This is a genomic window from Aquincola agrisoli, from assembly GCF_036621135.1.
Classification (GTDB): Bacteria; Pseudomonadota; Gammaproteobacteria; order Burkholderiales; family Burkholderiaceae_C; genus Aquincola; species Aquincola agrisoli.
Genome location: NZ_JAZIBG010000056.1, coordinates 256,356 through 281,716 on the forward strand (window position 1 = coordinate 256,356; position 25,361 = coordinate 281,716).

25 protein-coding genes, 3 tRNA genes and 1 pseudogene are annotated in these 25,361 nt (G+C 67.8%); 11 read left to right on the forward strand and 18 right to left on the reverse strand.

The genetic code is table 11. The features are described from left to right. Positions 1-15 precede the first annotated feature (15 nt). Complete coding sequence (locus tag V4F39_RS26285; RefSeq protein ID WP_332293206.1) at positions 16-1,227, forward strand: CaiB/BaiF CoA transferase family protein; 1,212 nt, start codon at positions 16-18, stop codon at positions 1,225-1,227. Between the two features lie 57 nt (positions 1,228-1,284). After that, positions 1,285-2,253 carry a Bug family tripartite tricarboxylate transporter substrate binding protein gene (locus V4F39_RS26290; RefSeq protein ID WP_332293207.1) on the forward strand — a complete coding sequence of 323 codons (969 nt, stop codon included), beginning with the start codon at positions 1,285-1,287 and terminating at the stop codon, positions 2,251-2,253. 25 nt (positions 2,254-2,278) lie between these two features. On the opposite strand, the gene V4F39_RS26295 is transcribed toward V4F39_RS26290, so the two are convergent. Next, complete coding sequence (locus tag V4F39_RS26295; protein ID WP_332293208.1) at positions 2,279-2,833, reverse strand: cysteine hydrolase family protein; 555 nt, start codon at positions 2,831-2,833, stop codon at positions 2,279-2,281. A gap of 76 nt (positions 2,834-2,909) precedes the next feature. Here V4F39_RS26295 and V4F39_RS26300 point away from each other — a divergent pair, with 76 nt between their 5' ends. Continuing rightward, entirely contained in the window at positions 2,910-3,380 is a 471-nt protein-coding gene (locus V4F39_RS26300; protein WP_332293209.1) for a DUF421 domain-containing protein, read from the forward strand. 44 nt (positions 3,381-3,424) lie between these two features. Here the strand turns inward: V4F39_RS26300 and V4F39_RS26305 are convergent, their stop codons facing one another. From V4F39_RS26305 to ku, 3 genes are all read right to left on the reverse strand, one after another. Further along, the gene (locus V4F39_RS26305; RefSeq protein WP_332293210.1) at positions 3,425-4,435 is read right to left on the reverse strand and encodes a PEP-CTERM sorting domain-containing protein; all 1,011 of its coding nucleotides are present in this window, start codon (positions 4,433-4,435) and stop codon (positions 3,425-3,427) included. A 269-nt stretch (positions 4,436-4,704) separates the two neighbouring features. Then, entirely contained in the window at positions 4,705-5,526 is an 822-nt protein-coding gene (locus tag V4F39_RS26310) for a tetratricopeptide repeat protein (RefSeq protein ID WP_332293211.1), read from the reverse strand. Beyond that, the gene (gene ku, locus V4F39_RS26315) at positions 5,523-6,443 is read right to left on the reverse strand and encodes a non-homologous end joining protein Ku (protein ID WP_332293212.1); all 921 of its coding nucleotides are present in this window, start codon (positions 6,441-6,443) and stop codon (positions 5,523-5,525) included. The genes V4F39_RS26310 and ku overlap by 4 nt, the downstream gene beginning before the upstream one ends. Positions 6,444-6,768: 325 nt before the next feature. On the opposite strand from ku, the gene V4F39_RS26320 reads away from it, so the two are divergent. Further along, on the forward strand, positions 6,769-6,981 hold the full coding sequence (locus tag V4F39_RS26320; RefSeq protein ID WP_332293213.1) for a hypothetical protein: 213 nt from the start codon (positions 6,769-6,771) through the stop codon (positions 6,979-6,981). A 118-nt stretch (positions 6,982-7,099) separates the two neighbouring features. Here the strand turns inward: V4F39_RS26320 and V4F39_RS26325 are convergent. The 6 genes from V4F39_RS26325 to cysS all read right to left on the reverse strand — a co-directional run bounded on the left by V4F39_RS26325 (position 7,100) and on the right by cysS (position 12,956). Then, positions 7,100-7,190: transfer RNA gene (locus V4F39_RS26325), tRNA-Ser, on the reverse strand. Between the two features lie 23 nt (positions 7,191-7,213). Continuing rightward, positions 7,214-8,488: an aspartate kinase gene (locus V4F39_RS26330; protein WP_332293214.1), complete on the reverse strand. Its 1,275-nt coding sequence runs from the start codon at positions 8,486-8,488 to the stop codon at positions 7,214-7,216. Positions 8,489-8,569: 81 nt separating this feature from the next. Next, entirely contained in the window at positions 8,570-9,895 is a 1,326-nt protein-coding gene (gene tilS, locus V4F39_RS26335) for a tRNA lysidine(34) synthetase TilS (protein ID WP_332293215.1), read from the reverse strand. Between the two features lie 20 nt (positions 9,896-9,915). After that, the gene (locus V4F39_RS26340; protein ID WP_332293216.1) at positions 9,916-10,887 is read right to left on the reverse strand and encodes an acetyl-CoA carboxylase carboxyltransferase subunit alpha; all 972 of its coding nucleotides are present in this window, start codon (positions 10,885-10,887) and stop codon (positions 9,916-9,918) included. A gap of 18 nt (positions 10,888-10,905) precedes the next feature. Beyond that, positions 10,906-11,574 (reverse strand): DNA-3-methyladenine glycosylase family protein, encoded by a 669-nt coding sequence (locus V4F39_RS26345; protein WP_332293217.1) that lies wholly within the window; start codon positions 11,572-11,574, stop codon positions 10,906-10,908. Between the two features lie 2 nt (positions 11,575-11,576). Then, the gene (cysS, locus tag V4F39_RS26350; protein WP_332293218.1) at positions 11,577-12,956 is read right to left on the reverse strand and encodes a cysteine--tRNA ligase; all 1,380 of its coding nucleotides are present in this window, start codon (positions 12,954-12,956) and stop codon (positions 11,577-11,579) included. 115 nt (positions 12,957-13,071) lie between these two features. Here cysS and V4F39_RS26355 point away from each other — a divergent pair, with 115 nt between their 5' ends. Genes V4F39_RS26355 through V4F39_RS26370 form a run of 4 tightly spaced genes read left to right on the forward strand, consistent with a single transcriptional unit; the run spans position 13,072 to position 15,703 of the window. Continuing rightward, complete coding sequence (locus V4F39_RS26355) at positions 13,072-13,629, forward strand: peptidylprolyl isomerase (RefSeq protein ID WP_332293219.1); 558 nt, start codon at positions 13,072-13,074, stop codon at positions 13,627-13,629. 1 nt (position 13,630) lies between these two features. After that, positions 13,631-14,131 carry a peptidylprolyl isomerase gene (locus V4F39_RS26360; protein WP_332293220.1) on the forward strand — a complete coding sequence of 167 codons (501 nt, stop codon included), beginning with the start codon at positions 13,631-13,633 and terminating at the stop codon, positions 14,129-14,131. Between the two features lie 14 nt (positions 14,132-14,145). Next, positions 14,146-14,922 carry a UDP-2,3-diacylglucosamine diphosphatase gene (locus V4F39_RS26365; RefSeq protein WP_332293221.1) on the forward strand — a complete coding sequence of 259 codons (777 nt, stop codon included), beginning with the start codon at positions 14,146-14,148 and terminating at the stop codon, positions 14,920-14,922. Positions 14,923-14,932: 10 nt separating this feature from the next. Next, positions 14,933-15,703 carry a M90 family metallopeptidase gene (locus tag V4F39_RS26370; protein ID WP_332293222.1) on the forward strand — a complete coding sequence of 257 codons (771 nt, stop codon included), beginning with the start codon at positions 14,933-14,935 and terminating at the stop codon, positions 15,701-15,703. Between the two features lie 23 nt (positions 15,704-15,726). On the opposite strand, the gene clpA is transcribed toward V4F39_RS26370, so the two are convergent. Then, positions 15,727-18,030: an ATP-dependent Clp protease ATP-binding subunit ClpA gene (gene clpA / locus V4F39_RS26375; protein ID WP_332293223.1), complete on the reverse strand. Its 2,304-nt coding sequence runs from the start codon at positions 18,028-18,030 to the stop codon at positions 15,727-15,729. After that, positions 18,027-18,383, reverse strand: a complete 357-nt coding sequence (gene clpS, locus V4F39_RS26380) for an ATP-dependent Clp protease adapter ClpS (protein WP_332293224.1) — start codon at positions 18,381-18,383, stop codon at positions 18,027-18,029. The genes clpA and clpS overlap by 4 nt, the downstream gene beginning before the upstream one ends. 221 nt (positions 18,384-18,604) lie before the next feature. Here clpS and V4F39_RS26385 point away from each other — a divergent pair, with 221 nt between their 5' ends. Continuing rightward, a complete protein-coding gene (locus tag V4F39_RS26385) occupies positions 18,605-18,874 on the forward strand; it encodes a cold-shock protein (RefSeq protein WP_332293235.1) in 270 nt (89 codons plus the stop codon). 147 nt (positions 18,875-19,021) lie between these two features. On the opposite strand, the gene V4F39_RS26390 is transcribed toward V4F39_RS26385, so the two are convergent. The 6 genes and pseudogenes from V4F39_RS26390 to tolB all read right to left on the reverse strand — a co-directional run bounded on the left by V4F39_RS26390 (position 19,022) and on the right by tolB (position 22,667). Next, positions 19,022-19,097, reverse strand: a tRNA-Lys gene (locus V4F39_RS26390). 31 nt (positions 19,098-19,128) lie between these two features. Next, a tRNA-Lys gene (locus tag V4F39_RS26395) sits at positions 19,129-19,204 on the reverse strand. 102 nt (positions 19,205-19,306) lie between these two features. Then, positions 19,307-20,002, reverse strand: a pseudogene (locus tag V4F39_RS27250) (tRNA threonylcarbamoyladenosine dehydratase); the annotation flags it as partial. A gap of 43 nt (positions 20,003-20,045) precedes the next feature. Further along, on the reverse strand, positions 20,046-20,801 hold the full coding sequence (gene ybgF, locus V4F39_RS26405) for a tol-pal system protein YbgF (protein ID WP_332293226.1): 756 nt from the start codon (positions 20,799-20,801) through the stop codon (positions 20,046-20,048). 1 nt (position 20,802) lies between these two features. After that, a complete protein-coding gene (pal, locus tag V4F39_RS26410; RefSeq protein WP_332293227.1) occupies positions 20,803-21,339 on the reverse strand; it encodes a peptidoglycan-associated lipoprotein Pal in 537 nt (178 codons plus the stop codon). Between the two features lie 62 nt (positions 21,340-21,401). After that, a complete protein-coding gene (tolB, locus tag V4F39_RS26415) occupies positions 21,402-22,667 on the reverse strand; it encodes a Tol-Pal system beta propeller repeat protein TolB (RefSeq protein WP_332293228.1) in 1,266 nt (421 codons plus the stop codon). Between the two features lie 99 nt (positions 22,668-22,766). Here tolB and msbA point away from each other — a divergent pair, with 99 nt between their 5' ends. Both msbA and V4F39_RS26425 read left to right on the forward strand, forming a co-directional pair. Continuing rightward, positions 22,767-24,512 (forward strand): lipid A export permease/ATP-binding protein MsbA, encoded by a 1,746-nt coding sequence (gene msbA / locus V4F39_RS26420; protein ID WP_332293229.1) that lies wholly within the window; start codon positions 22,767-22,769, stop codon positions 24,510-24,512. 106 nt (positions 24,513-24,618) lie between these two features. After that, a partial coding sequence (locus V4F39_RS26425) for an enolase C-terminal domain-like protein (protein ID WP_332293230.1) occupies positions 24,619-25,361 on the forward strand: 743 nt, incomplete at its 3' end.

Below are 25,361 nucleotides of genomic sequence, written 5' to 3' on the forward strand. Positions count from 1 at the left end.
CCACCGAGATCGACGATGTCTGATCGATCAGAGCACGGTTCGCTGGCAGGCATCCGGGTGGTCGACCTGTCCCGGGTGCTGGCAGGTCCACTGTGCACCCAGATGCTGGCCGACCACGGCGCCGACGTGATCAAGGTCGAGCCGCCCGGCGGCGACGAGACCCGCACGCTCGGCCCGCCCTTCGACGCGCACGGCGACGCGGCCTACTACACGGCCGTGAACCGCGGCAAGCGGGCCATCGCGCTCGACCTGTCGCACCCCGGCGGGCAGGCCGCGCTGCTGCGCCTGCTGGAAGGCGCCGACGTGGTGGTGGAGAACTTCATCCCCGGCACGATGGCGCGCTGGGGGCTCGACTACGAGACGGTGCTGAAGCACCGCTTCCCGCGGCTCGTGTACTGCGCCATCTCGGGCTTCGGCCCGGACGGCCCGCTGGGCGGCCTGCCCGGGTACGACGCCATCCTGCAGGCCATGTGCGGGCTGATGAGCATCAACGGCGATGCCGCCTCGGGGCCCACGCGCATCGGCATCCCGATCGTCGACCACCTCACGGGCCACACCGCGATGTCGGGCATCCTGCTCGCGCTGTTCCACCGCGAGCGCACGGGCCGCGGCCAGCGCGTCGAGGCCACGCTGTTCGACACCGCGCTGAGCCTGCTGGTGCCGCACGGCGCCAACTGGATGCATTCCGACCGCACGCCGGAGCTGCTGGGCAGCGCGCACCCCAACATCGCGCCGTACGACAAGTTCGCCTGCCGCGACGGGCTGGTGTTCCTGGGGATCGTCAACGACCGGCAGTTCCGCCGCTTCTGCGAGCACGTGGGGCTGGCCGGGCTGCCGGCCGACGAGCGGTTCTCGAGCAACGCGCGGCGGGTGAAGCACCGCGATGCGCTGCGCGCCGAGATCGAGGCCGCGCTGTCGACCCGCCCGCGCGAGCCACTGTGCCGCGAGCTGATGCGCCAGGGCGTGCCGGCCGGGCCGGTGAACACGGTGCCGCAGGCCTTCCAGCAGCGGCACGTGGACCACCGGCGCATGCGCGTCGAGCGCGACGACGGCTACCGCGGCATCGGCGTGCCGATCCGGCTGTCGGCCACGCCGCCCTCGCCGGCCGGCTCGCCGCCGCGCTACGGCGAGCACACCAACGCCGTGCTGCGCGGCGCGGGCCTGGGCGACGAACACATCAAGACGCTGCGCGAGAACGGCGCCCTTCCTCCGCGGGCCGGGCCCTAGCGCCACGCGCGCCGCACGGACCGAGAGCCACAAAGCAAAGAGACCGGAGACAAAACCATGAAAATCCTGAGCCTCGTCGCGGCCGTCGCCGCCTTCCTGCTGCCGCTGGCCTCCGAGCCTGCCGCGGCGCAAACCTACCCGAGCCGCTCCGTACGGATCATCGTGCCGTACCAGCCGGGCCAGGGCACCGACGTCGCCACCCGCTACCTGGCGGAGTACCTCACCAAGGCCATGGGCCAGAGCTTCTTTGTCGAGAACCGCGCGGGCGCCGGCGGCAACATCGGCGCCTCGGAAGCGGCACGCGCCGCGCCCGACGGCTACACGCTCGTGATGGGCACCAACGGCACCCACGTGCTGAACCAATACCTCTACGGCTCGATGCCCTTCGACCCGGAGAAGGACTTCGAGCCGGTGATGCTCGTCAGCTCGTTCCCGATGGTGGTGCTGGCCGCGGCCAACTCGCCCTACAACAGCCTGTCCGATCTTCTGGCCGAGGCGCGCGCCAAGCCCGACACGGTGAACGTCGCGCTGCCCAGCACCACGGCGCGGCTGGTGCTGGAGCTGCTGAAGCAGCAGAGCGCGACCAGCCTCCGCGGCATCCCGTACAAGGGCTCGGGCACGTCGATGACCGACCTGGTCGGCGGCCAGGTGCCGGTGGCGATCGACACGGTCAGCGCCTCCCGGGCGTTCATCAGCAGCGGCAAGCTGAAGGCGCTGGGCGTGACCTCGCTGAACGCATCGGCGCTGCTGCCAGGCGTCAAGCCGGTGGCGGCCCAGGGCGTCGACGGGTTCCAGGTGGTGGCGTGGAACGGCCTCTACGTGCCGCGCGGCACACCGCCTGCGGTGGTGCAGAAGCTCAACGCAGAGCTCGGCAAGATCCTCGCGCTGGCAGAAGTGCGCCACCGCCTGCTGGAGCTGGGACACGAGCCCGCGCTCGGCTCGCCGGCGGAGCTCGCGGACTTCGCGAAGAGCGAGCGCCACAAGTGGGGACCCTTGATCACCAAGGTGGGTCTCAAGGCCGAGTGACGCACTGCCGCGCGGCTGCGCCAGCTCAGCGCAACCGCAGGCGGGCCGAGGGTGTGGTCGGGATCTTCAGCACCTGCCGAAAATGCTGCAGGGCCGCGCGTGCGCGCGCCGGCGTCTGGGAGCCGACACAGTCCGATGGCACCACGGCCTGCCGATCACGCATGCGTGCATCCGCCACGGTGGCGAGCACACATTGGTCGCTCGCCACGCCGGTCACGATCAGCCGGGCGGCCTGCAGTTCCTGCAGCAGCAGCTCGAGCGGTGTGGCGAAGAACGCGGAGTGCTTCGGCTTGAGCAGGAAATAGTCGTCCGGGTGCGGCGCCAGCTGTTCCGTGACCGCCGCGCCCGCCCCGCCGCCGCCCAGCGACTGCATGACCAGCTGCCGGAAGTCGGAGCGCCAGCGTCCCAGGTTGTCGTTGGCGTAGATGACCGGCACGCCCGCGGCACGGCAACGCGCCTTGAGCCGGGCGAGCCGGGGCGCCACAGCCACGGCAGCGGGCAACAGCTTCTCTGCATCGGGAAAATCCCAGGTGCTGATCATGTCGATGATGACGAGGACGGAGCGGGCAGCGTTGTTCATGGCGTGTGCAATGCACCGGGCGCACCGCGGAGCGGCAACCCGCATGCCGGCATCCTGTTTGCCAGCAGGCGATGCGATGTTCGATCTGTCAGTGCCATGGTGGGAGTTGCTTGCACGGGCCGCGCTGGTCTACGGCGCGCTGTTGGCGATGGTGCGCGTGTCGGGCAAACGCTCGGTGGGGCAGTTCACGCCGTTCGACCTGCTGGTGGTGATGTTGCTCAGCGAAGGCGTCAGCAACGGCCTGACGGGCGGCGAAGCGTCGGTGACGGGCAGCCTGCTGATCGCAGCCACGCTGATCGGCTGCAATGCGCTGGTCGGGTTCATCGCGTCGCGCAGCCGGAAGGCCGAAGCCTGGATCGAGGGCACACCCGTGCTGATCGCGCGTGACGGCCGGGTCTTCGAACACACGCTCCGCGCCCACCGCGTGGGGCGCGGGGACATGGAGAAGGCGCTTCGCGAGGCCGATTGCCGGGAGCAGGACGTGCAGTACGCCTTCCTGGAAGCGGACGGCAACATCAGCATCCTGAAGAAGCCGCCGACGGCCTGAAGGGCCGGCGGCGGCCACCGATCGGCGCTGTGGCGCCGAACCGGTCAGGCCGTGGCAGCGGAACGGCTGCGGCGCCGCGCGACCAGGCCCATCACGCCGCCGCCCAGCGCCAGCATCAGCCAGGTCGAGGGCTCGGGCACCGCCTGGATCGTGTCCCACGCCACCGCCTGCAGCGCATAGGCTTCGCTCGCGGTGATGCCCAGCTCGAGCGCCGCGTACTCGTTGCCGCCCAGCGAGCGGGGATCGATGCCGGTGATCATGCCGAAGTCCACCAGCGCATGCAGGTAGTAGCCGTGGTTGCTCGCGTGGTAGTTGTCGCTGGCCCAAAGGTTGATCTTCCCGGTGGCGATGCCGTCGTACGGGTTGCCGTCGGCGATGCCCAGGTTGATCGCACGGTTCCACGCCAGGCCCACGGGGTTCACCGCACTGACGATGGTGGGGTTCTGCGCCGCGGCGACTTCGTAGCCGGCCTGCACGTCGATGCCCATCTGGGTGATCGGCTGGCCGTACCAGGGGCTGCTGGTGTTGGCGAAGGTCAGGTCGGCGCGCGACCAGGTCGCGGTCAGGCTGATGTCGACATTCGGGTTCTGCGCCTGGAACACGTTGCCGAGGATGCCGGTGTACGTGGAGATCTTGGCCGGGTTGTTCGGCGCCTGGAAGTCCAGGTTGCTCTGCCCGTGCATCACCACCTTGTCCCAAGGCTTGTTGATGAGCGCCAGGCGGTTGTTGTAGTGGAAGTCGAGGTTGCTGCCAGGCTCGGTCTCCAGGCTGACGTTGTAGTCCAGGCCGGCCTGCACGGTGAAGGCCTTGAACAGCGCCGGCACGCCGCCGATGTTGGTGCCGTTGAGGTCCGTCACGGTCGAGCTGCCCCACGTCTCGACCGACGCGAGGGCGCCATAGGTGAAGCTGTTGCCGATGAAGAGGATCGAGGTGGCTGCGCCGGCCGGCATGGCCTGCAGCGCGATCAGCGCGGCCGCCGCGGCGAGTGCGCTCTTGGGCAGTCCGGCCGGCCTGGCGTGCCGACGTGTCTGGGCTGCGCTTTCAACTCCTGGCATGTTGTATCTCCGATGTGTTGTGTGATGCTCGTTGCCACGGCATGGCCATGGCGCGCTCTGGAACGGGAATCGATGGCAAGGCTTCGCTAGTACTGCATGGGCGGCCCTCCTCAGGTTGTCGTCCGACGGCAGGCCGGGCGGACGCCGGCACGGCAAGGCGCCGTGCGCGAGTGCAAATATGGTCTGCAACGCAGGAACCCGCCACCGTGCGCACCCCTAGGCGGGCGCCGGCGCTGCACCTGGATCGACACACGCATGGCCCACCCGCCTCAGGCGCCGGGCACCTCGCCGCCCTGCAGGCGGCGGTAGGCATTCAAGTGGCGCAGCATGGCCTGCCGGTCGCCGATCCTGTCGAACAGCCGGGCGGCGTTGTAGTGCGCGTCGGCCAGGTAGGGCGCCAGCACCAGGCAGCGTTCGTAGCTGCGGATGGCGTCGCGGTCCATGCCGAGGTCCTCCAGCGCGAGGGCGCCGTTGAAGTGCACCCGCGGGTCGTCGGGGGCCCATTCGGCGGCGCGCTCGTACAGGGCCAAGGCCTCTTCGCAATGGCCCGCCTCGCACAGCAGCGCGCCAAGGTTCACGTACGCGGCCGCCAGGTCGGGCGACAGCTCGAGTGCACGGCGATAACACTGCATGGCGGCGGACGGGTCTGCGCCCTCTTGCGACTCGCCGCGCCGGAACCAGCCCTCCGCGGTCAACCCATCGATGAACGAGACCGATCCGTCGCCGGCGGACACCTCGAAGTCGATGAGCAACTGGCCGCTTTCAGGCTCCCAAGGGGTGCTGCCGTCGTGGACGGCGACGGTGTCGCCGATGGCCCGGATGCGCAGCCCGCTGAGCGGCACGGCGGAGGGCAGCCTCGCGCGCAGTTGCCGCAGCGACCTCAGCAGCCTGCGCCGCGGCACGTTGGCCGCCTGCAGTTGCTGGGCCGTGCGCAGCAGAACGACATCGCGGAAAGTGAAGCGGTACTCGTTGCGAGGCCCCCGGCTCGGCGACACGAAGCCCGCGCTGACCAGCCGGGCGACGACGCCCCTGCGCATGCCGAGCATCGCCTCGATGCTCTGCAGGTTGTACGCCGCATCCGGCGGGGTCACTTGCGCGCCCGGAGCTTGACGGGAACCGCCGCCGCATCGTCCGCCTTGGATGCACGGCGGGCGGGCTTGCGGTCCTTCAATGCGCCGGCGGGAACGACATCGGCAGAGCGCGCCGCCGGCTTGCTGGCCGCCTTGCCGGGCCGGTGCGCCAGGCTGGCCCGCAAGGCCTCCATCAGATCGATGACCTGGCCACCGCTTGCAGGCGCGTCCGGCCGTGCGGACTCGACCACGTCCTTGCCGGCGATCTTGCGGTCGATGGCCGCCAGCAGGCGGACCTTCTCCTCGTCCTGGAATTCGGCCGGGTCGTAGGCCTCGCGGGAGATCGATCCGATGAGCTGCAAGGCCAGCGCCAGTTCCGACTTGGAGACGGGCGCGTCCTCGATGTCGAGCTCCTTCAGGGAACGGACTTCGTCGGCGTAGAGCAGTTGCTGCAGCACCAGGCCGTCCTCGGCCGCGCGCACCTGCGCCACATACTGCTTGCCCTTCATCACCCAGCGCGCGAGTGCGCAGCGGCCGCTTTCGCGCATCGCGGCCTTCAGCAGCGCGTACGGCTTGCCGCCGCGCTTGTCGGGCGCGAGGAAGTAGGCCTTGTCGTAGTAGAGCGGGTCCACGGTGGCCTCAGGCACGAAGGCGACGATGTCGATGACATGGCTGGCCGCCTCATCGAAAGCCTTGAGTTCCTCGGACGTGAAGACCACGAAGCGGTCCTGCTCGAACTCGTAGCCCTTCTTCATCGCGGACCGCTCGACCACCTTGCCGGTGGTGGCCGAGACGTATTGCTGCTTGACCCGGGCGCCGTCCGGCGCGAGCAGGTTGAAGCGGATGGCGTCCTTGGTCTCCGTGGCCGAGTACAGCTTGACCGGCACGTTGACGAGGCCGAAGGACAGCGTGAGTGACGCCAACGAGCGCGCGGCCATGGGAGCTCTCCAGAAGCGAGGCTGCTACTGCGCGGCGCCGGGGGCGTGCCGGCGCTCGATAGTTGCGAGGACGGTGGGTGCGGGCATGGCGGCCTCCGGATGTGTGCTGCGTCAACCGGCCGAGCTTGACGCCGCAGGCGCGCGGCGGATGCCCGCCGATGCCGCGTCGTCACGCCAGACATGTCCGACACCCGAGGCTCCCGATCCGCAGCCGCGCACGGGGTAGGCCATCCCTTACATCCGAAGCATGCCGCCGCCCCGCAGACGCCGGTGTGCCGGCGCGCGAAGATGAGCCATTGCCTCATCGAGGCGCAAGGAGGACGCGATGGCCAACCCTTTTCTGAAGAAGAACCCCTTCATGAGCCTCTGGTTGAGCGGCTTCCACAAGGCCGCGGGCACGGCGAGGGGCCAGGCCGCCGCTGCGGCGAAGCGGCAGGGGACGGATGCCGTGGCGAAGGCCACGGCGGACTGGTTGTCGCTGTGGGGCGCCGCGCCACGGCCTGCCGGGCAACGACGCGGCAGGCGCAAGACGCGGTAGGCCGGCGCGGCCCGTCGTCACGGCGCACGACCGCCGTATGCAGCACCAGCCGGTGGCCGCCCACAAACGGCGCGGGCCCCAAGTGGTTGATCCACTTGGGGCCCGGCTTCTTGCTTACTGGCGGAGTCGGAGGGATTCGAACCCTCGATGCGCTTTTGGCACATACTCCCTTAGCAGGGGAGCACCTTCGGCCACTCGGTCACGACTCCAAATCGAGAAGCGGGATTCTAGCCTATGCAGAAGCCGTTTCCTGCTCCAGATCGAAGGCTTTGTGCAAGGCGCGCACTGCGAGCTCCATGTACTTCTCGTCGATGACGACGCTGGTCTTGATCTCGCTGGTGCTGATCATCTGGATGTTGATGCCTTCCTCGCTCAGCGCCCCGAACATCTTCGCGGCGATGCCGACATGGCTCTTCATGCCGATGCCCACGATGCTGACCTTGCAGATCTTCGGGTCGCCGACGACCTGCGACGCACCGGTCGCGGGCAGCACCTTGGTCTTCAGCAGGTCGAGCACGCGGCTGTAGTCGACGCCCTGCACGGTGAACGAGAAGTCCGTCTTCCCGTCGTGCGACACGTTCTGGATGATCATGTCCACATCGATATTGGCCTCGGCCACGGCACCCAGGATCTGGTAGGCGAGGCCCGGCTTGTCGGGCACACCCATCACGGTGACCTTCGCCTCGTCGCGGTTGAAAGCGATGCCCGATACAACGGCTTGTTCCATGTTTTCGTCTTCCTCGAAGGTGATCAGGGTGCCCGACTTGGCTTCCTCGTCGATGTCGATGTCCCACGGCGTGAAGCTCGACAGCACGCGCAGCGGCACCCGGTACTTGCCCGCGAACTCCACCGACCGGATCTGCAGCACCTTGGAACCCAGGCTGGCCATCTCCAGCATCTCTTCGAAGCTGATGGTGTGCAAGCGCCGCGCCTCCGGGACGATGCGCGGATCGGTCGTGTAGACGCCGTCGACATCGGTGTAGATCAGGCACTCCTGCGCCTTCATCGCCGCGGCCACGGCGACCGCCGAGGTGTCGCTGCCGCCGCGGCCGAGGGTCGTGATGTTGCCGTCGGGGTCGACGCCCTGGAAGCCGGTGATGACCACCACCTTGCCCGCGTCCAGGTCCGCGCGCACACGTGCGTCGTCGATCGACTGGATGCGTGCCTTGGTGAAGGCGGAGTCGGTCTTGATCGGCACCTGCCAGCCAGCGTAGCTGACGCATTGCAGGCCCTCGGCCTGCAGCGCGATCGACAGCAGCCCGACGGAGGCCTGCTCGCCGGTCGAGGCGATCATGTCCAGCTCTCGCATCACTTCGGGCGTGATCTGCGCCGGCTGCAGTTCCTTGGCAAGGCCGAGCAGGCGGTTGGTCTCGCCGCTCATCGCCGAGGGAACCACCACCATCTGGTGGCCAGCGCGGGCCCACTTGGCGACGCGCTTGGCGACGTTGGCGATGCGCTCCGTGGAGCCCATCGACGTGCCGCCGTACTTGTGAACGATCAATGCCATGACGGGTGACGGCGAGCGGCCGATGGCCCGCACGTTCTGCTAGGAAAAGTTGGTCCCGCCGACGCGGGGAAACCTGCGATTCTAGCGACCGGCAGAACCTTTCGAGGTGCCGGCGAGCGACGGCGACCACTCGAAGCTCACCCGCGGCGTGCCGTCCGGCGGCAGCGCCAGGGCGCGTGCATCCACGCCGAGACCCGGCACGAACAGCAGCCGGCCGCCGGACCACAGCAGCGGCCCGCCTCGCGCCCACTCCGGCACCCCGGCGGCCTGGAACGCCTTCTTCAGGCTGCGCGCCGGCCGCGACGCCTCGAGCTGGAACTGCTCGCCCCCGTGGCGCGGCCGCAGTTCGCAGCCGTGCAGGCTGCCGAGGGGCACGCCCCGCGCCTCGGACTTGAAGACCTGCAGCACCCCGCCCCAGGCAGGCACGTCCACGCTGCCGGCGCACGTGATGGACAGCGGGGCCACCGCCGGTGGAGGCGGTCGGCCGCCCGCATGCGCCTCGGGCACGGCCCGAAGCGAGCCGCGGTAGCTGCACAGCGACCACCCCGGCACCGCTGGCCAGCGCGCCGATGCAGCCGCGCTGGGCCATTCGGTGGTCAATCGATCCAGCAGGCGCTGCGGCGCGCCCTGGCCCAGTTGCGCGCGCACCCAACCGCGCAGCACCATCGCGCGCCTGGCCTCGGACAGTGCCAGCCAGGGCTCGACACACAGCTCGCCGCCCGCCCCTGCACAGGTTGCCAGGTCCATGGCGGTCCACTCGCGCAGCGCCGCATCGGCCTGTGCACTCCGCGCCGCGGACGCTGCGAGCGCCGCTTCGGCAGCGGGGAAGGCCCCGGCCAGCGCCGGCATCACGCCGAGGCGCAGCCGGTTGCGGGCGAACCGCAGGTCGCCGTTGCTGTCATCCTCGACGTACGGCAGGCCATGCTGCTCGACATAGGCCTCGATGGCCTCGCGGGGCATGGCGAGCCAGGGGCGGGCCCAGGTGATGCCGCCCCGGACCGCGCTGCGCGGCATCGACGCCAGCCCGGCCGGGCCGGCGCCGCGCAAGGCCTGCAGCAGGAATGTTTCGGCCTGGTCGCGGCGGTGGTGGGCCAGCAGCACGAGCGACGCCCGCGCTTGGCCGGCCAATGCCGCCAGCGCGGCGTAGCGCTCCCGGCGCGCCCAGGCCTCGATGCTGTCGCCGGGCTGCGGCCGGCCCGACAGCCTGCCCACGTGAAGGGAGATCTGCCATTCCTCGCACAGCAGGCCTACATGCGCCTGCCAAGCATCGGCCGCGCGCTGCAGCCCGTGGTGCACGTGCAGCGCATGGACTTCGAGGCCCAGCGCCGCCGAAGCTTGCCGGGTGGCATGCAGCAGCGCCACGGAATCGCGGCCGCCGCTGACGGCCACCGCCACGCGGTGCGGCACGGGGCGGCCCCGGCGCGGTGTCAGCGCTCCTTGGTGTCGCTGAAGCGGCCGTAGGCCTGCAGGCGCTCGTAGCGGCGCTGCAGCAGCTCCTTCGGCTTCAGGTCGACCACCTGGCGCAGCGCATCGTTGAGCGCGCGCTTCAGCGACGCCGCCATCGCCTTCGGATCGCGGTGCGCTCCGCCCACCGGCTCGTTGACGATCTTGTCGACCAGGCCCAGCGCCTTCAGCCGGTGGGCGGTGATGCCCAGCGCCTCGGCCGCGTCGGACGCACGCTCCGCGGTCTTCCACAGGATCGAGGCGCAGCCCTCGGGCGAAATCACCGAGTAGACCGAGAACTGCAGCATCAGCGTCTGGTCGCCGACGCTGATGGCCAGCGCCCCGCCCGAACCGCCTTCACCGATGATGGTGGCGATGATGGGCACCTGCAGCTGGGCCATCTCGAAGATGTTGCGGCCGATGGCTTCCGACTGGCCCCGCTCCTCGGCGCCGATGCCGGGGTAAGCGCCCGGCGTGTCGACGAAGGTGAACACGGGCAGGCCGAACTTCTCGGCCAGCTTCATCATGCGCAGCGCCTTGCGGTAGCCCTCGGGGCGCGCCATGCCGAAGTTGCGTGCGGCACGCTCCTTGGTGTCCCGGCCCTTCTGGTGGCCCAGCACCATGCAGGCCATGCCGTTGAAGCGCGCGAGGCCGCCGACGATGGACTGGTCGTCGGAGAAGGCGCGGTCGCCGTGCAGTTCCTGGAAGTCGGTGAAGATGTCGTTGACGTAGTCCAGCGTGTAGGGACGCTGCGGATGCCGCGCGATCTGCGTGACCTGCCAGGGCGTGAGCTGGGTGTAGATGTCCTTCGTGAGCTGCAGGCTCTTCTTGTCGAGCCGGTCGATCTCCTCGGAGATGTCGACGGCCGACTCGCTCTGCACGAACCGGAGTTCTTCGATCTTGGCCTCGAGTTCAGCGATCGGCGCCTCGAACTCCAGGAAGTGCTTCTTGCTCATGTGAATGAGTCCTCTTGTTCAGTACGCGACGGGCAGCGGATCGAGGCTGCGCCAGAGGTACCAGGTGGCCACCGAGCGGTAGGGTGCCCAGGCGTCGCCGACTTCGCGCGCCTCGGCCCGGGAAACCGGTTCACCGCTGAAGTAGTTGAGGCTGATGCCCTTGAGCAGCCCGACGTCGTCGAGCGGCAGCACGTTGGGGCGCATCAGGTGGAAGATCAGGAACATCTCGGCCGTCCACCGGCCGATGCCGCGGATCGCCACCAGTTCCTCGATGATGGCCTCGTCGTCCATGTCGTGCCACTGCTGCACGTGGACGGCTCCGCTGTCGAAGTGCTGCGCGAGGTCGCGCAGGTACTCGACCTTGCGCCCCGAAAGCCCCGCAGCGCGCATGACGTCGACCTCGAGCCTCATCACCGCCGCCGGGCGCAGATGGGTCGATGGCTGCGGCAGCAGCGCGGCAAAGCGGTCCCAGACAGACTGGGCGGCCTTCACCGAGATCTGCTGCCCCACGATCGATCGCGCCAGGGTCGTGAACGCATCGCCGCGGCTCTCGAGCCGGCCTTCGCCGAACCGGGGGATGAGCTTCTTCATCACGCGGTCGCGCTTGCTCAGATGCCGGCAGGCATCGTCCCAGTAGGTCGGCGTCACGATCACGCGTGGCGCCGAAGGCGAGGCGGGGCGCGGCACGGTCAGGCTTTCACCCAGGTGGTGCCCTGGGCCGAATCCTTGAGCACCACGCCCTGCGCCAACAACTCGGCACGGATGCGATCGGCTTCGGCGAAGTTGCGTGCCAGCTTGGCAGCGGTGCGCGCGTCGATCGCGGCCTGCAGCGCGGCTTCGTCGAGGCCGCTGCCGCCGCCCTGCAGATAGCTGCGCGGCGGCAGCTGCAGCACGCCGAGCACACCGCCGAGCGATTTCAGCAAGCCCGCCTGCTCGGCCGAGCGCGTGCGGTTGACCTCGGTGGCGAGTTCGAACAGCACCGCCAGCGCGGCAGGCGTGTTGAGGTCGTCGTTCATCGCCGCGCGGAACGCCGCAGCGGCGGGCTGCTGCCAGTCGATCTCGCCCACGTCGGCGGGTGCGACCGCATCGAGCGCGGTATAGAGCCTGCGCAGCGCCAGGCGCGCGTCATCGATGTGCACGTCGCTGAAGTTGAACGGGCTGCGGTAGTGCGTGCGCAGCATGAAGAAGCGCAAGGTCTCGCCGTCGTAGCGCTGCAGGACCTCGCGGATGGTGAAGAAGTTGCCGAGCGACTTCGACATCTTCACGTCGTCGACGTTGAGGAAGCCGGTGTGCATCCAGTGGCGCACGAACGTGCTGCCGGTGGCCCCTTCGCTCTGCGCGATCTCGTTCTCGTGATGAGGGAACTGAAGGTCCATGCCGCCGCCATGCAGGTCGATCGGCAGCCCGAGCAGGCTGCAGGCCATCGCCGAGCACTCGATGTGCCAGCCCGGGCGGCCCGCACCGTAACGGCCCTCGTACTTGGCCTCCTGAGGCTCCTCGGGCTTGGCGGCCTTCCACAGCACGAAGTCCAGCGGATCGCCCTTGCCCTCCTGGACGGCAACGCGCTCGCCTGCACGGAGTTCGTCGACGCTCTTGCCCGAGAGCCTGCCGTAGCCCTCGAAGCGCCGCACGGCGAAATTGACGTCGCCGTTGTCCGCTCGGTAGGCCAGGCCCTTGCCTTCGAGCTGCCCGATCAGCTCCAGCATCTGCGGCACGTAGGCGGTCGCGCGCGGCTCATGGGTCGGAGGCAGCAGGCCGATGGCTGCGAAATCCTCGTGCATCGCGCGCGTCGTCTGCTCGGTGAGCTCGCGCAGGGTGATGCCGCGCTCGACCGCGCGCCGGATGATCTTGTCGTCGATGTCGGTGATATTGCGGACGTAGGTGACCTCGTAGCCCAGCGTGCGCAGCCACCGGTAGGCAACGTCGAAGACCGTCATCGTGCGTGCATGGCCCATATGGCAAAGGTCATACACGGTGATGCCGCACACGTACATCCGCACCTTTCCGGGTTCGACCGGCTGGAAGGTCTCAAGGGTGCGGGTGAGGGTGTTGTGCAGGCGAAAGGTCATCGCGAAGGCCGCAAAGACAGCGGCCTCATCGTGGGAGGCCGCTCGTTAGAATCAGCAGGTCAGTATAGCGGCGCCCTGCCGCGGCCTCACCCCTCCTCACCCCCGCCACATGAAGATGAAACAAGGCTTGGCCATCGGCCTCGTACTCTCCTTTTTCGCCGCCTCTTCCGCCTGGGCGGAGAAGGTCAGGCTCGTCACCTCGATGGGCACGATCGTCATCGAGCTCGATGCCGCCAAGGCCCCCAAGACCGTCGCCAACTTCGTCGACTACGTGAAGGCCGGCCACTATGACGGAACGGTGTTCCATCGCGTGATCGACGGCTTCATGATCCAGGGCGGCGGCATGGACGCCTCGCTCCAGGAAAAACCGACACGCCCGCCGATCCCGCTGGAAAGCCGCAATGGCCTGGTCAACAGCCGCGGCACGGTGGCGATGGCGCGCACGATGGATCCCCATTCCGCGACCGCGCAGTTCTTCATCAACCTGAAGGACAACGCGTTCCTCGACCAGGCCAACTCGCGCGACGGCAACGGCTACGCGGTGTTCGGCAAGGTGGTGTCCGGCATGGACGTGGTCGACAAGATCAAGGCCGTCCCGACAAGCAACAAGGGTCCGCACCAAAACGTCCCCGTACAACCCGTGGTGATCAAGCAAGCCACTCTGGAGAAATGAGATGACCAAGACCGTTGAAATCACCACCACCGCCGGCGTGATCCGCGCCGAGCTCGACGATGCGAAGGCCCCGGCCACCGTCGACAACTTCCTGGCCTATGTGAAGAAGGGTCACTACGACAACACGGTGTTTCACCGCGTCATCAAGGGCTTCATGATCCAGGGCGGCGGCTTCGAGCCCGGCATGACGCAAAAGCCCACCGACGCGCCGATCAGCAACGAAGCCAACAACGGCCTGAAGAACGAGCACTACACGCTGGCGATGGCACGGACCTCGGCGCCCCATTCGGCAACCGCGCAGTTCTTCATCAACACCACCAACAACGGCTTCCTCGACTTCAAGTCGGAATCGCCCCAGGGCTGGGGCTATGCCGTGTTCGGGAAGGTCGTCGAAGGGCAGGACGTCGTCGACCAGATCGAGCGCAGCCGCACCGGCCGCCGCGGCATGCATGACGACGTGCCGGTCGACGATGTCGTGATCCAGCGCATCGTCGAGGTCTGAGCCCGCCCCCAGCGATGCCGTTGCCGGCTTGCCACGAAGTCAGCGCCCCCGCTGCGTGGCAATGCATCGAGTTCATTTCCGACCTCCATCTGAGTCCGGCAACGCCCCGCACCTTCGACGCCTGGTCGAGCTACCTGCATGACACCGAGGCGGACGCCGTCTACATGCTGGGCGACGTGTTCGAAGCCTGGGTGGGGGACGATGGCGCAAACGAGCCCGGCAGCTTCGAGCAGCGGTGTGCGGACGTTCTGCGGTCTGCCACGCAACGGCGCACCATCGGCTTCATGGCGGGCAACCGCGACTTCCTCGTGCAGCCCGGCTTCCTCGCCGGGCTGGGCGTCGAGGCGCTGCCCGACCCCACGCTCCTGCGCGCTTTCGGCGAGCGCCTGCTGCTGACCCACGGCGACCTGCTGTGCCTGTCGGATTCGGCCTACCAGGCGTTCCGCAGGCAGGTGCGCAGCCCTTCTTGGCAGCAGGCGTTCCTCGCGAGGCCGCTCACCGAGCGGCGTGCCCTGGCCCGCCAGATGCGCGAGGCCAGCCAGGCCAGCCAAAGGAACATGCCGCCGCACGCCTGGAGCGATGTCGACAACGATGCGGCCGCCGACTGGCTCCGCGCCGCGCACACCCCCGTCATGGTGCACGGCCACACCCACCGCCCGGCTCAGCACGTGCTGCCCTTCGGCACGCGCCACGTCTTGAGCGACTGGGACTTCGATGTGCCCGCACCGCGCGCGGACCTGCTGCGCTGGACACGCGACGGCCTGAGCCGCCAGGCCGTGCCTGCACCGTGAGGCCACGCACGTGATCCGCTCCCTGCTGCAGGCCTGGCGGCGCACCCGCGAAGCGGGCGTGCTGGCCCGCCGGGCCATCCCGGACGCCTTGTGGGAACGCACCCTGGCGCGGTACCCGTTCCTTTCAAGGCTGCCGGCGGACGATCGGGCCGAACTGCGGCGCCTGGTCAGCCTGTTCCTGGACCAGAAGGAGTTTTCGGGTGCCGCGGGCCTGGTGGTCTCCGACGACATGGCCGTCGCCATCGCTGCCCAGGCCTGCCTGCCGGTGATGCGCCTCGGACTGGCGCTCTATGGCGACTTCGTGGGCATCGTCGTGCACGCGGACGAAGTCGTCGCGGCCCGCGAGGTGACGGATGAGCAAGGCATCGTCCATCGGTACGATGAAGTGCTCGCCGGCGAGGCCATGGCCGGCGGCCCGGTGATGCTCAGCTGGCGCGACGCCGATGCCGCCAGCGATGCGGGCCTGGCACCGTACAACGTCGTGATCCACGAATTTGCGCATGTGCTGGACATGGCCGACGGCCTGGCCGACGGCATACCCCCACTGCCCACGGCGGCAGCGCGCAACGCATGGTCGGAGGTGCTGATGGCGGAGTTCGACCGGTTCACTGAAAAGGTCGTCTGCGGCTACGAGACCACGGTCGATCCCTATGGCGCAGAAGCACCCGAGGAGTTCTTCGCGGTGGCCAGCGAGGCTTTTTTTGTCGCGCCACAGGCCCTCAAAGAAGAGCAGCCGGCGATGTACCGGCTGCTTTCCTCGTTCTACCGGCAGGCGCCTTGACGCCCGCCTGACCCCGCGGCAGCTCAGGCTGCCGTGGCCGGCTCCGCCTTCGGCTTGTCCTTGCGCGGCGGCTGGATGTCCAGCACCGCATTGCCGTCGTCATCGATGTCCACCGTCAGGCGGCCGCCATCGACCAACCTGCCGAACAGCAGTTCATCGGCCAGCGCACGGCGGATGACGTCCTGGATCAGGCGCTGCATCGGCCGGGCACCCATCAACGGATCGAAGCCCTTCTTCGCCAGGTGCTTGCGCAGCCCGTCGGTGAAGGCCACCTCCACCTTCTTCTCGGCCAGCTGGCTTTCGAGCTGCAGCAGGAACTTGTCGACCACCCGCAGGATGATCTCTTGATCCAGTGCACGGAAGCTCACCGTGGCATCGAGACGATTGCGGAACTCCGGCGTGAACAGGCGCTTGATGTCGGCCATCTCGTCGCCGCTCTCGCGCACGGTCGTGAAGCCGATCGTCGACTTGCTCATGGTCTCGGCGCCCGCATTGGTCGTCATGATGATGATGACGTTGCGGAAGTCGGCCTTGCGCCCGTTGTTGTCGGTCAGCGTGCCGTGGTCCATCACCTGCAGCAGCACATTGAAGACGTCCGGGTGCGCCTTTTCGATCTCGTCGAGCAGCAGCACCGCATGCGGCTTCTTGGTGATCGCCTCGGTCAGCAAACCACCCTGGTCGAAGCCGACATACCCCGGAGGCGCGCCGATCAGGCGGCTGACCGCGTGCCGCTCCATGTACTCCGACATGTCGAAACGAATCAACTCGATGCCGAGAATGTAGGCCAGCTGCTTGGCCACCTCGGTCTTGCCGACGCCCGTGGGACCGCTGAAAAGGAAAGCGCCGATCGGCTTGTCCGGCTTGCCCAGCCCAGAGCGTGCCATCTTGATGGCAGCCGCGAGCGCATCGATGGCAGGATCCTGGCCGAAGACCACGCTCTTCAGGTCGCGATCCAGCGTCTTGAGCTTGCTGCGGTCGTCGTTCGAGACGGACGCCGGCGGAATGCGGGCGATCTTCGAAACGATCTCTTCCACCTCGACGCGCGTGATCGTCTTCTTTTGCTTGTTCTTCGGCAGGATGCGCTGCGCCGCGCCCGCCTCGTCGATCACGTCGATCGCCTTGTCGGGGAGGTGCCGGTCATTGATGAACTTGGCCGAAAGCTCCGCGGCCGCCTGCAGGGCCCCGAGCGCGTACTTCACGCTGTGGTGCTCCTCGAAGCGCGACTTCAGGCCCTTCAGGATCTCGATCGTCTGCTCGACGGACGGCTCGACCACGTCGACCTTCTGGAAGCGCCGCGACAAGGCCGCATCCTTCTCGAAGATGCCGCGGTACTCGGTGAAGGTGGTTGCGCCGATGCACTTCATCGCACCGGAACTGAGCGCCGGCTTGAGCAGATTGCTGGCGTCCAGGGTGCCCCCGGAGGCCGCACCGGCACCGATCAACGTATGGATCTCATCGATGAAGAGAACCGCGTTCGGCTGCTCCTTGAGCTGCTTCAACACGCCCTTGAGGCGCTGCTCGAAATCGCCGCGGTACTTGGTGCCCGCGAGCAGCGCACCCATGTCGAGCGCATAGACGACCGACTCGGACAGCACGTCCGGGACGTCGCCCTCGGTGATGCGCCAGGCCAGGCCCTCGGCGATGGCCGTCTTGCCGACACCGGCCTCGCCGACCAGCAGCGGGTTGTTCTTGCGCCGGCGGCACAGCACCTGAATCACACGTTCCACTTCGTGCTCGCGGCCGATCAGCGGATCGATCTTGCCGTCGCGCGCCATCTGGTTCAGGTTCTGCGTGAACTGGTCGAGCGGCGAACCCTTGCCTTCGGCAGCCTCTTCCTTCTCGCCCTCTGCCCCGGGGTTGTCGTTCGACTTGGCAGGCTCGGGGGGATCCGACTTCTTGATGCCATGGGCGATGAAATTCACCACATCCAAGCGCGTCACACCCTGCTGGTGCAGGTAGTACACGGCATGTGAATCCTTTTCCCCGAAGATGGCCACCAGCACGTTCGCGCCAGTCACTTCCTTCTTGCCACTGCCTGTGGACTGCACGTGCATGATCGCCCGCTGGATCACGCGCTGGAAACCCAGCGTCGGCTGCGTGTCGACCTCTTCCGTGCCGCCCACCGTCGGCGTGTTTTCCTTGATGAAGCTCGACAAGCTCTTGCGCAGATCATCGATGTTCGCTGCGCAGGCGCGCAGCACTTCGGCGGCGGAAGGATTGTCGAGCAGCGCCATCAGCAGGTGCTCGACGGTGATGAATTCATGACGCTGCTGGCGTGCTTCAACGAACGCCATGTGCAGACTGACTTCAAGTTCTTGCGCGATCATGCGGCCTCCAAAATGCACTGCAGCGGGTGCCCCGCACGGCGTGCGGCAGCGAGCACCAATTCAACCTTCGTCGCGGCGACGTCCTTCGTGTAGACGCCACAGATGCCGCGACCTTCATGGTGGATCTTCAGCATGATCTGCGTCGCGGTGTCGAGATCACGCAGGAAGTATTCCTGCAACACCAACACCACGAACTCCATGGGGGTGTAGTCGTCGTTGAGCAGCACCACCTGGTACATGCGCGGCGGCTCCGTTCTCTGCGCTTGCCGCTCGGCGACAACAGCGCCCTGCCCGTCTTCAACGCGGGGAGTTCCGGGGGAAACCGGAGGCAGGGAAGGAGGATCCGCAGGCATGAATCGATTCTATAGACAGTGGGTGCCACGACGGCTTGTCTGCATATTGCACTGCCGCCCGAAGTCTCAAGGCCCGAACAACGCGTCAAAACAGGAATTCACGGCAACAACCGCACAGATGATCGATGTGATACCAATGATCGTCGATTGACATCAACGATAAATTTGTGTTGAATGTGATCCCCAATGCGAGGCGCGGTTGCCTCTTTGTGGAGAAATTCATGGCAAATGGAACCGTCAAGTGGTTTAGTGATACGAAAGGTTTCGGATTCATCGAACCTGAGGGAGGGGGCGCCGACGTGTTTGCCCACTTTTCCGCTATTCAGATGGAGGGCTTCCGAACACTCAAACCTGGGGCCCGTGTCACGTACGAGTTGGTCCAGGGCCCGAAGGGCGACCTCGCTCAGAACATCCAAGCGTCCGACATGCCCGTAGGCCTCGCGCATTTGGCGGGCTCTGGCGCCGGGGCCATGTCTGCGGCAGCCGATTGAACTGAGCGAGCCACCCGCTCCGCCCGCTCCATGGAAGCAGCCCGCCTTCTGGCGGGCTTTTTTTTCCCAAGCTGGACGCGACATCGAACCGTCCGGAGCAAACGACAAAAGCCGCAAGCTCCGTGTGGAACTTGCGGCTTGTCGTGTTGGTGGGCCCTGAGTGACTCGAACACTCGACCAACGGATTAAGAGTCCGCTGCTCTACCAACTGAGCTAAGAGCCCTTGAACTGTGTCAACTCCTGAGGCAGCGAGCTGGTGGGTTGTACAGGACTTGAACCTGTGACCAACGGATTAAAAGTCCGCTGCTCTACCGACTGAGCTAACAACCCGTCTGCAGAGCCTTGCACTATAGCATGTTTTTCGACGCTGCCAAGCTTTTTGCGATTCAACAGCATCTGGATGGCTTCGCCTGCCGCGACCAGCCCGAACGTTGCCGTCACGGTCACCGTGGAACCGTAGCCATGGCAGTTGAGGCTGCCGTCGACATCACAAGCGCCTGCGGGCGCACGCACCGGCTCTCGCGAGAACACGCAGCGCACATGCATGGCGCCCTGCCGAGGCAATCCCGCCTTCCGCAGGCGTTGCCGCAGCGATGCAAGCAACGGGTCATGCGTGACCTCGGACAGATCCTCTACCTGCACATGCTGCCCAAGCTGCTTTCCGCCCGCAGCGCCCACCGTGATCAGAGGAACATGTTGCGCATGCGCCCACGCAGCAAGCACCTGCTTGGCCCGCACCTGGTCACAGGCGTCGATCACCACATCCACCGGGACGGGCAAGAGCGCCGGCCAGTTGTCCGGCTCCACGAACTCCTCGATGCAGACCACCTTGCACTCGGGGTGGATGTCGGCGAAGCGCTCCTTCAGAGCGTCGACCTTGGATTGGCCCAGGGTGGCGCCGATCGCCTGGATCTGCCGATTCACGTTGGACTCGCTGACGTGGTCCAGATCGATCAGCACCAAGGTCGCCACGCCGCTGCGTGCAAGCGCTTCCGCGGCCCATGATCCGACACCACCCACGCCGACAACCGCCACGCTGGAAGCGCGCACACGCGCATAGCCCGCATCGCCGTACAGGCGACGCAGGCCGCCGAACCGGCGATCGAGGTCTGCTGCTGAGTCTTCCATGGGATCGACCACGCCGGACGTCCTGCATCCGGCGTAGGAGAGGCTATTTCAGCGCGGCCAGCCGCTCCTTGCCTGCCACCGCGGCTTCCGACTGCGGATAGGCCTTCAGCAACTCGTTCAGCGTGGCCCGGGCTGCCTTCGCGTCCTTCATCTCGACCTGCGTGTTGGCCACGGCCAGCAGCGCTTCGGGGGCACGCGGGTTCTGCGGCGCCGCAGCCAGGAAGGATCGGAACGTCGCGATCGACTCCTTGTAGTCCCGCTTGCCGTACAACGCATTGCCGAGCCAGAAGCGGGCCGAGTCCAGGTAGCCGCTGCGCGGATAGCTCCGGACAAAGCCGTTCAATGCGTCGGAGGCGCCGGCAAAGTCGCCGCCACGCAGCAGCTTGACGGCCGCTTCGTACTGGCGCGTTTCTTCAGGATCCGCGAGGAACTCCTTGCCGTCGAGGCTGACCTTCTGCGGCTCGAGCTTGCGCATGCGCTCGTCCACACCCTGAGCGATGTCCTTCTGCTGGCGCTGCAGCTCGGCGACATCGCGCAGCAGCTGCTCCTGCTGGCCCCGAAGCCGCGCGTTGTCGCTTCGCAGCGCCTCCAACTGGGCGTTGAGGTCCAGCAGGCTGCGGCGCATCTGGTCGGTCGACTGGTTCAATTCGGCCAGTCGGCTGCGCAGCAGGTCATCGGTCGCCTGTTGCTTCGTGCGGAGATCGAGGATGGCGCGCCGGGCCTCGTCATCCTCGAACAACGCGGCCTGGGCGCCCAGCGCCAGCACCGCAAGGGCCGTGGCGATCAGGGTGCGGCGCATCTCACTTGTCCTTCAGCTCGGCGCGGCGGTTCTGCGCCCACGCCGCTTCGTCGTTACCCGGATTGGCGGGCCGCTCCTTGCCGAAGCTCACCGCCTCGATCTGTGCGGCGTTGGCACCCAGCAGCGCCAGCGACTTGGCGACCGCTTCCGCGCGCTTCTGGCCCAGCGCCAGGTTGTACTCGCTGCCGCCGCGCGCGTCGGTGTGGCCCTCGACGCTGATGCGCTTGTTGCGGTTGGCCGCCAGCGCCTTGGCGTTGGCTTCGATGACGTTGCGGTATTCGTCCTTGACCACGAAGCTGTCGAAGTCGAAGTAGACGATCCGTGCCGCCGCGGACGACGCGTTCGACGCATCGAGGTTCACCGTCGACACCTGCGACTGCGAGGTCCCGGAACCGGCGGCACCACCGGCGGCAGCGCCGGCGGGGTTGCGCGATTCGACCGGTACGTTGGCGTTTTCGTCGAGCTTCACGTTCGAGCCGCAGCCCGCCAGCACGGCGGCAACGGCGAAGACGCTGAGGGTTGTACGCAAGGCAGTCATGGTGCTTCCTTTGGGGACTGGAAAGAGAAGAGAGAGGGGGACGGAAAAAGGAGGATCGGCGGCTAGCGGCCGTACGGGCCCCACACGGGCTCGCGCACATCGACGCCGGACGACAGCAGGCGCGCCTTGATCTTGCCGTCGAGCGTGGTCGTCATCAGCACGTCGCGTCCCTGGGCGCGGGTCGCGTAGATGATGAGCCGGCTGTTGGGCGCAAAGCTCGGGCTCTCGTCGGCGCTGGTGTCCGTGATGGTCTGTGCGTTGCCGCCGGCGCTGTCGGCCACCACGAGCCGGAAGCCGCCGTTCTGGCGTGTCACCCAGGCCATCGTGCGCCCGTCGGGGCTGACGGCAGGGCTGATGTTGTAGTTGCCGGTGAAGCTCACCCGCTCCGCATTGCCGCCGCTGGCCGGCATGCGGTAGATCTGGGGGCTGCCGCCGCGGTCGCTGACGAAGAACAACGACCGGCCGTCGGGCGAGAACGCAGGCTCCGTGTCGATGGCCATCGTGTTCGTGATGCGCCGCAGGTTGCCGCCATCGCGCCCCATCAGGAAGAGCTGCGAACCGCCGTCGCGCGAGAGCGTGACCGACAACTGGGAACCGTCGGGCGACCAGGCAGGCGCACTGTTGCTGCCGCGGAAATTGGCGACCTGCCGGCGGTGGCCGGATGCCACGTCCTGGACCCACACCACGGCCTTGCGCGTCTCGAACGACACGTAGGCCAACTCGCGGCCGTCAGGTGACCAGGCCGGCGAGATGATGGGCTCCGGGCTGGCGAGGGCGACCTGGCCGCCCTCGCCGTCGGCATCCGTCACGCGCAGGGTGTGGCGGTTGGCGGTGCGGGTCACGTAGGCGATGCGGGTGGAGAACACGCCGCGCTCGCCCGTGAGCTTCTCGTAGACGGCATCGGCGATGCGGTGCGCGGCCAGCCGCAGGTCACCCGCGACGACCGGCAGGCTCTGCCCACCCAGGTCCGCACCCTTGACGATGTCCCAGAGCTTGTAGCGCACGTCGAACCGGCCGTCGGCCAAGCGTGTGACCGACCCGAGCAGCAATGCATCGGCGCCGCGGCCGCGCCACTCCGCCACCGCGGGGTTGGCGGTCTCATCCATTGCGCCAGGCGCATCGACGCTGCGGAACAGGCCGCTGCGCTCGAGATCGGCCCGGACGATGCCGGAGATCGACTGGCCTGATCGATCCTCGTCGCGGAACGCCGCGATGGCCACCGGCAGCTGCGTCGCGCCGACGCCGCTGATCTCGACCCGGAATTGCGCGAGGCCCGGCAGGGCAAAGGAGGCGCCCAGGGCGCCAAGGAGGGTTCTTCGACGTGTCATGGCGGGGATGGACCCGCGGAGCAGCAAACGGTTCACTCAAGAAGGGGAGTGGCCACGATACGGGGGATTGTAGGCACCCGCCGCTGATAATCGCCGGCGATGCCAACCTTGCTTCAACGTCTCAGGCGCGTGGCGCCCTACTTCCGCCCGAGCCGCCCAGGCATCGTGCTTGCCCTGCTGGCGGCGGCCGTGAGTGCCGCGACCGAGCCGATGATCCCCGCGTTGCTCAAGCCGTTGCTGGACAAGGGCTTCACGGGTGGCGAACTCTCGCTTTGGCTGGTGCCCGTGGCGATCATCGGGCTGTACGTCGTGCGCGGCGCAGCCTCGTTCTGCGCGCAATACGCGTTGTCCTGGTCGGCCAACGGGGCCGTGCTCGGCCTGCGCGAATCGATGTTCGGACGCCTGCTTGATGCGGCGCCTTCGCTGTTCGGCGCCCGCACGGCCAGCGGCCTCACCAACACGGTCGTCTACGAAGTCCAGCAGGGCGCCGGCCAGCTGGTGGGCGCCATGCTCACGCTCGTGCGGGACTCGCTCACGATCGTGGCCCTGCTCGGTTACCTGCTGTGGCTGAACTGGCGGCTCACGCTGTTCGTGCTGCTGCTGGCCCCGGCGGTGGCGATCGTGATGCGCGTGGTGTCCAAACGCCTGCAACGGCTGGCCGTGGCGGGGCAGAACGCCACCGACGAACTGGCGTACGTGGTGGAAGAAAACGTGATGGCCTGGCGCATCGTGCGCCTGCACGGTGCCGGCGCGTCGCAGCAGGCGCGCTTCCGCCAGCAGGGCCAGCGCCTGCGCCACCTCGTAATGAAGTCGGCCGCCGCCGGGGCCATCGTCTCGCCCATCACCCAGCTGCTCGCCTCGGTGGCGCTGTCGGCGGTGATCGCGATGGCGCTGTGGCAGAGCCAGGGCGGGACGACCACGAGCGTCGGCGACTTCGTCGCCTTCGTCGCGGCCATGCTGATGATGACCTCGCCGATGAAGCACGTCGCCGACATCGCGGGCCCGCTGACCCGTGGGCTCGCCGCGCTGGAGCGCGGCATCGACCTCGTCGAAAACGTGGCCGCGGAAAGCGGTGGCAGTTATGCGCCGCCGGGCCGCACGCGCGGCGAACTGGTGCTCGAGCAGGTGAGCCTGCAGTACCGCGCCGATCAACCCCCGGCACTGGACCGCATCGACCTGCAGTTGAAGGCGGGCGAAACGGTGGCGCTCGTGGGGCCGTCGGGGGCCGGCAAGTCGTCGCTGGTGCACCTGCTGCCGCGCTTCCTCGAACCGACGGACGGCCGCATCACGCTGGACGGTGTGCCGCTGCAGGATTGGCAGATCGCAGCGCTGCGCCGGCAATTCGCCCTGGTCAGCCAGGATGTCGTGCTCTTCAACGACACGCTCGCCGCCAACGTGGCGCTGGGCGACACGCTCGACCCGCAGCGCGTGCACAAGGCGTTGCGCGATGCCAACCTGCACGAGTTCGTCGAGCGCCTGCCGCAGGGCATCGACACGCCCATCGGCCACAACGGCAGCCAGCTCTCGGGTGGGCAGCGCCAGCGCGTGGCCATCGCCCGCGCCATCTACAAGGATGCGCCCATCCTGATCCTCGACGAAGCGACCTCCGCGCTCGACAGCGAAAGCGAACGCGCCGTGCAGACCGCGCTGGAACGGCTTATGCAAGGCCGCACGACGCTGGTCATCGCGCACCGGCTGTCGACCATCGAGCACGCCGACCGCGTCGTCGCGATGGACCAGGGCCGGATCGTCGAGCAAGGCAGCCACGCCGAACTGCTGGCCCGCAACGGCCTGTACGCCCGCCTGCACGCGATGCAGTTCAGGACCGCGCCCGAGCGCCGCTGAGCCGCAGGGCATCTCCCACGCGATCGAGCACCCCGCGCACCCGCCGCGTTTGACAAGCAATCTGTTAACGATAACAATCAATGAACACACGACCCGGAGACGCCGCATGAGCACCCCCGTCATCACCCGCCTGCAAGCCATTCCCGTCGCCGGCCGCGACAGCATGCTGATGAACCTCAGCGGCGCCCACGGCCCCTTCTTCACCCGCAACCTGGTGATCATCACCGACAGTGCGGGCCACACCGGCATCGGCGAAGTGCCGGGCGGCGAGAAGATCCGCCAGACGCTGGAAGACGCCGCGCCGCTGCTGGTCGGCCAATCGATCGGCCACACGCAGCGCCTGCTGAGCCATGTACGCGATACCTTCGCCGACCGCGATGCCGGCGGCCGGGGGCTGCAGACCTTCGACCTGCGCACCACCATCCACGCGGTGACGGCGATCGAGTCGGCGTTGCTCGACCTGCTCGGGCAGCATCTCGGCGTACCCGTCGCCGCGCTGCTGGGCGAAGGCCAGCAGCGCGCGTCGGTCGAGGTGCTGGGCTACCTGTTCTTCGTGGGCGACAAGCGCCGCACCGGCCTGCCCTACGCCAGCGAACCCGACGGCGAAGACGACTGGTGCCGCCTGCGCCACGAGGAAGCGATGACGCCCGAGGCCATCGTCCGGCTCGCCGAAGCGGCCCATGCCCGCTACGGCTTCAACGACTTCAAGCTCAAGGGCGGCGTGTTGGCCGGCGAGGCCGAGGTCGAGGCCATCACCGCCTTGCACGAGCGCTTTCCGCAGGCCCGCGTCACGCTCGACCCGAACGGCGGCTGGCTGCTGAAGGACGCGATCCGCCTGATGCGCGACAT

Excerpts from the sequence above, each read along its gene's own strand:
- pal (WP_332293227.1), bottom strand. The coding sequence starts at position 21,339 with ATGACTGCCTTGCGTACAACCCTCAGCGTCTTCGCCGTTGCCGCCGTG.
- V4F39_RS26355 (WP_332293219.1), top strand. The coding sequence starts at position 13,072 with ATGAAACAAGGCTTGGCCATCGGCCTCGTACTCTCCTTTTTCGCCGCC.
- V4F39_RS26330 (WP_332293214.1), bottom strand. The coding sequence starts at position 8,488 with ATGGCATTGATCGTTCACAAGTACGGCGGCACGTCGATGGGCTCCACG.
- V4F39_RS26290 (WP_332293207.1), top strand. The coding sequence starts at position 1,285 with ATGAAAATCCTGAGCCTCGTCGCGGCCGTCGCCGCCTTCCTGCTGCCG.
- msbA (WP_332293229.1), top strand. The coding sequence starts at position 22,767 with ATGCCAACCTTGCTTCAACGTCTCAGGCGCGTGGCGCCCTACTTCCGC.
- ku (WP_332293212.1), bottom strand. The coding sequence starts at position 6,443 with ATGGCCGCGCGCTCGTTGGCGTCACTCACGCTGTCCTTCGGCCTCGTC.
- V4F39_RS26295 (WP_332293208.1), bottom strand. The coding sequence starts at position 2,833 with ATGAACAACGCTGCCCGCTCCGTCCTCGTCATCATCGACATGATCAGC.
- V4F39_RS26385 (WP_332293235.1), top strand. The coding sequence starts at position 18,605 with ATGGCAAATGGAACCGTCAAGTGGTTTAGTGATACGAAAGGTTTCGGA.
- V4F39_RS26300 (WP_332293209.1), top strand. The coding sequence starts at position 2,910 with ATGTTCGATCTGTCAGTGCCATGGTGGGAGTTGCTTGCACGGGCCGCG.
- V4F39_RS26320 (WP_332293213.1), top strand. The coding sequence starts at position 6,769 with ATGGCCAACCCTTTTCTGAAGAAGAACCCCTTCATGAGCCTCTGGTTG.
- V4F39_RS26285 (WP_332293206.1), top strand. The coding sequence starts at position 16 with ATGTCTGATCGATCAGAGCACGGTTCGCTGGCAGGCATCCGGGTGGTC.
- V4F39_RS26365 (WP_332293221.1), top strand. The coding sequence starts at position 14,146 with ATGCCGTTGCCGGCTTGCCACGAAGTCAGCGCCCCCGCTGCGTGGCAA.
- V4F39_RS26340 (WP_332293216.1), bottom strand. The coding sequence starts at position 10,887 with ATGAGCAAGAAGCACTTCCTGGAGTTCGAGGCGCCGATCGCTGAACTC.
- ybgF (WP_332293226.1), bottom strand. The coding sequence starts at position 20,801 with ATGCGCCGCACCCTGATCGCCACGGCCCTTGCGGTGCTGGCGCTGGGC.
- clpA (WP_332293223.1), bottom strand. The coding sequence starts at position 18,030 with ATGATCGCGCAAGAACTTGAAGTCAGTCTGCACATGGCGTTCGTTGAA.
- clpS (WP_332293224.1), bottom strand. The coding sequence starts at position 18,383 with ATGCCTGCGGATCCTCCTTCCCTGCCTCCGGTTTCCCCCGGAACTCCC.
- V4F39_RS26360 (WP_332293220.1), top strand. The coding sequence starts at position 13,631 with ATGACCAAGACCGTTGAAATCACCACCACCGCCGGCGTGATCCGCGCC.
- V4F39_RS26305 (WP_332293210.1), bottom strand. The coding sequence starts at position 4,435 with ATGCCAGGAGTTGAAAGCGCAGCCCAGACACGTCGGCACGCCAGGCCG.
- tolB (WP_332293228.1), bottom strand. The coding sequence starts at position 22,667 with ATGACACGTCGAAGAACCCTCCTTGGCGCCCTGGGCGCCTCCTTTGCC.
- cysS (WP_332293218.1), bottom strand. The coding sequence starts at position 12,956 with ATGACCTTTCGCCTGCACAACACCCTCACCCGCACCCTTGAGACCTTC.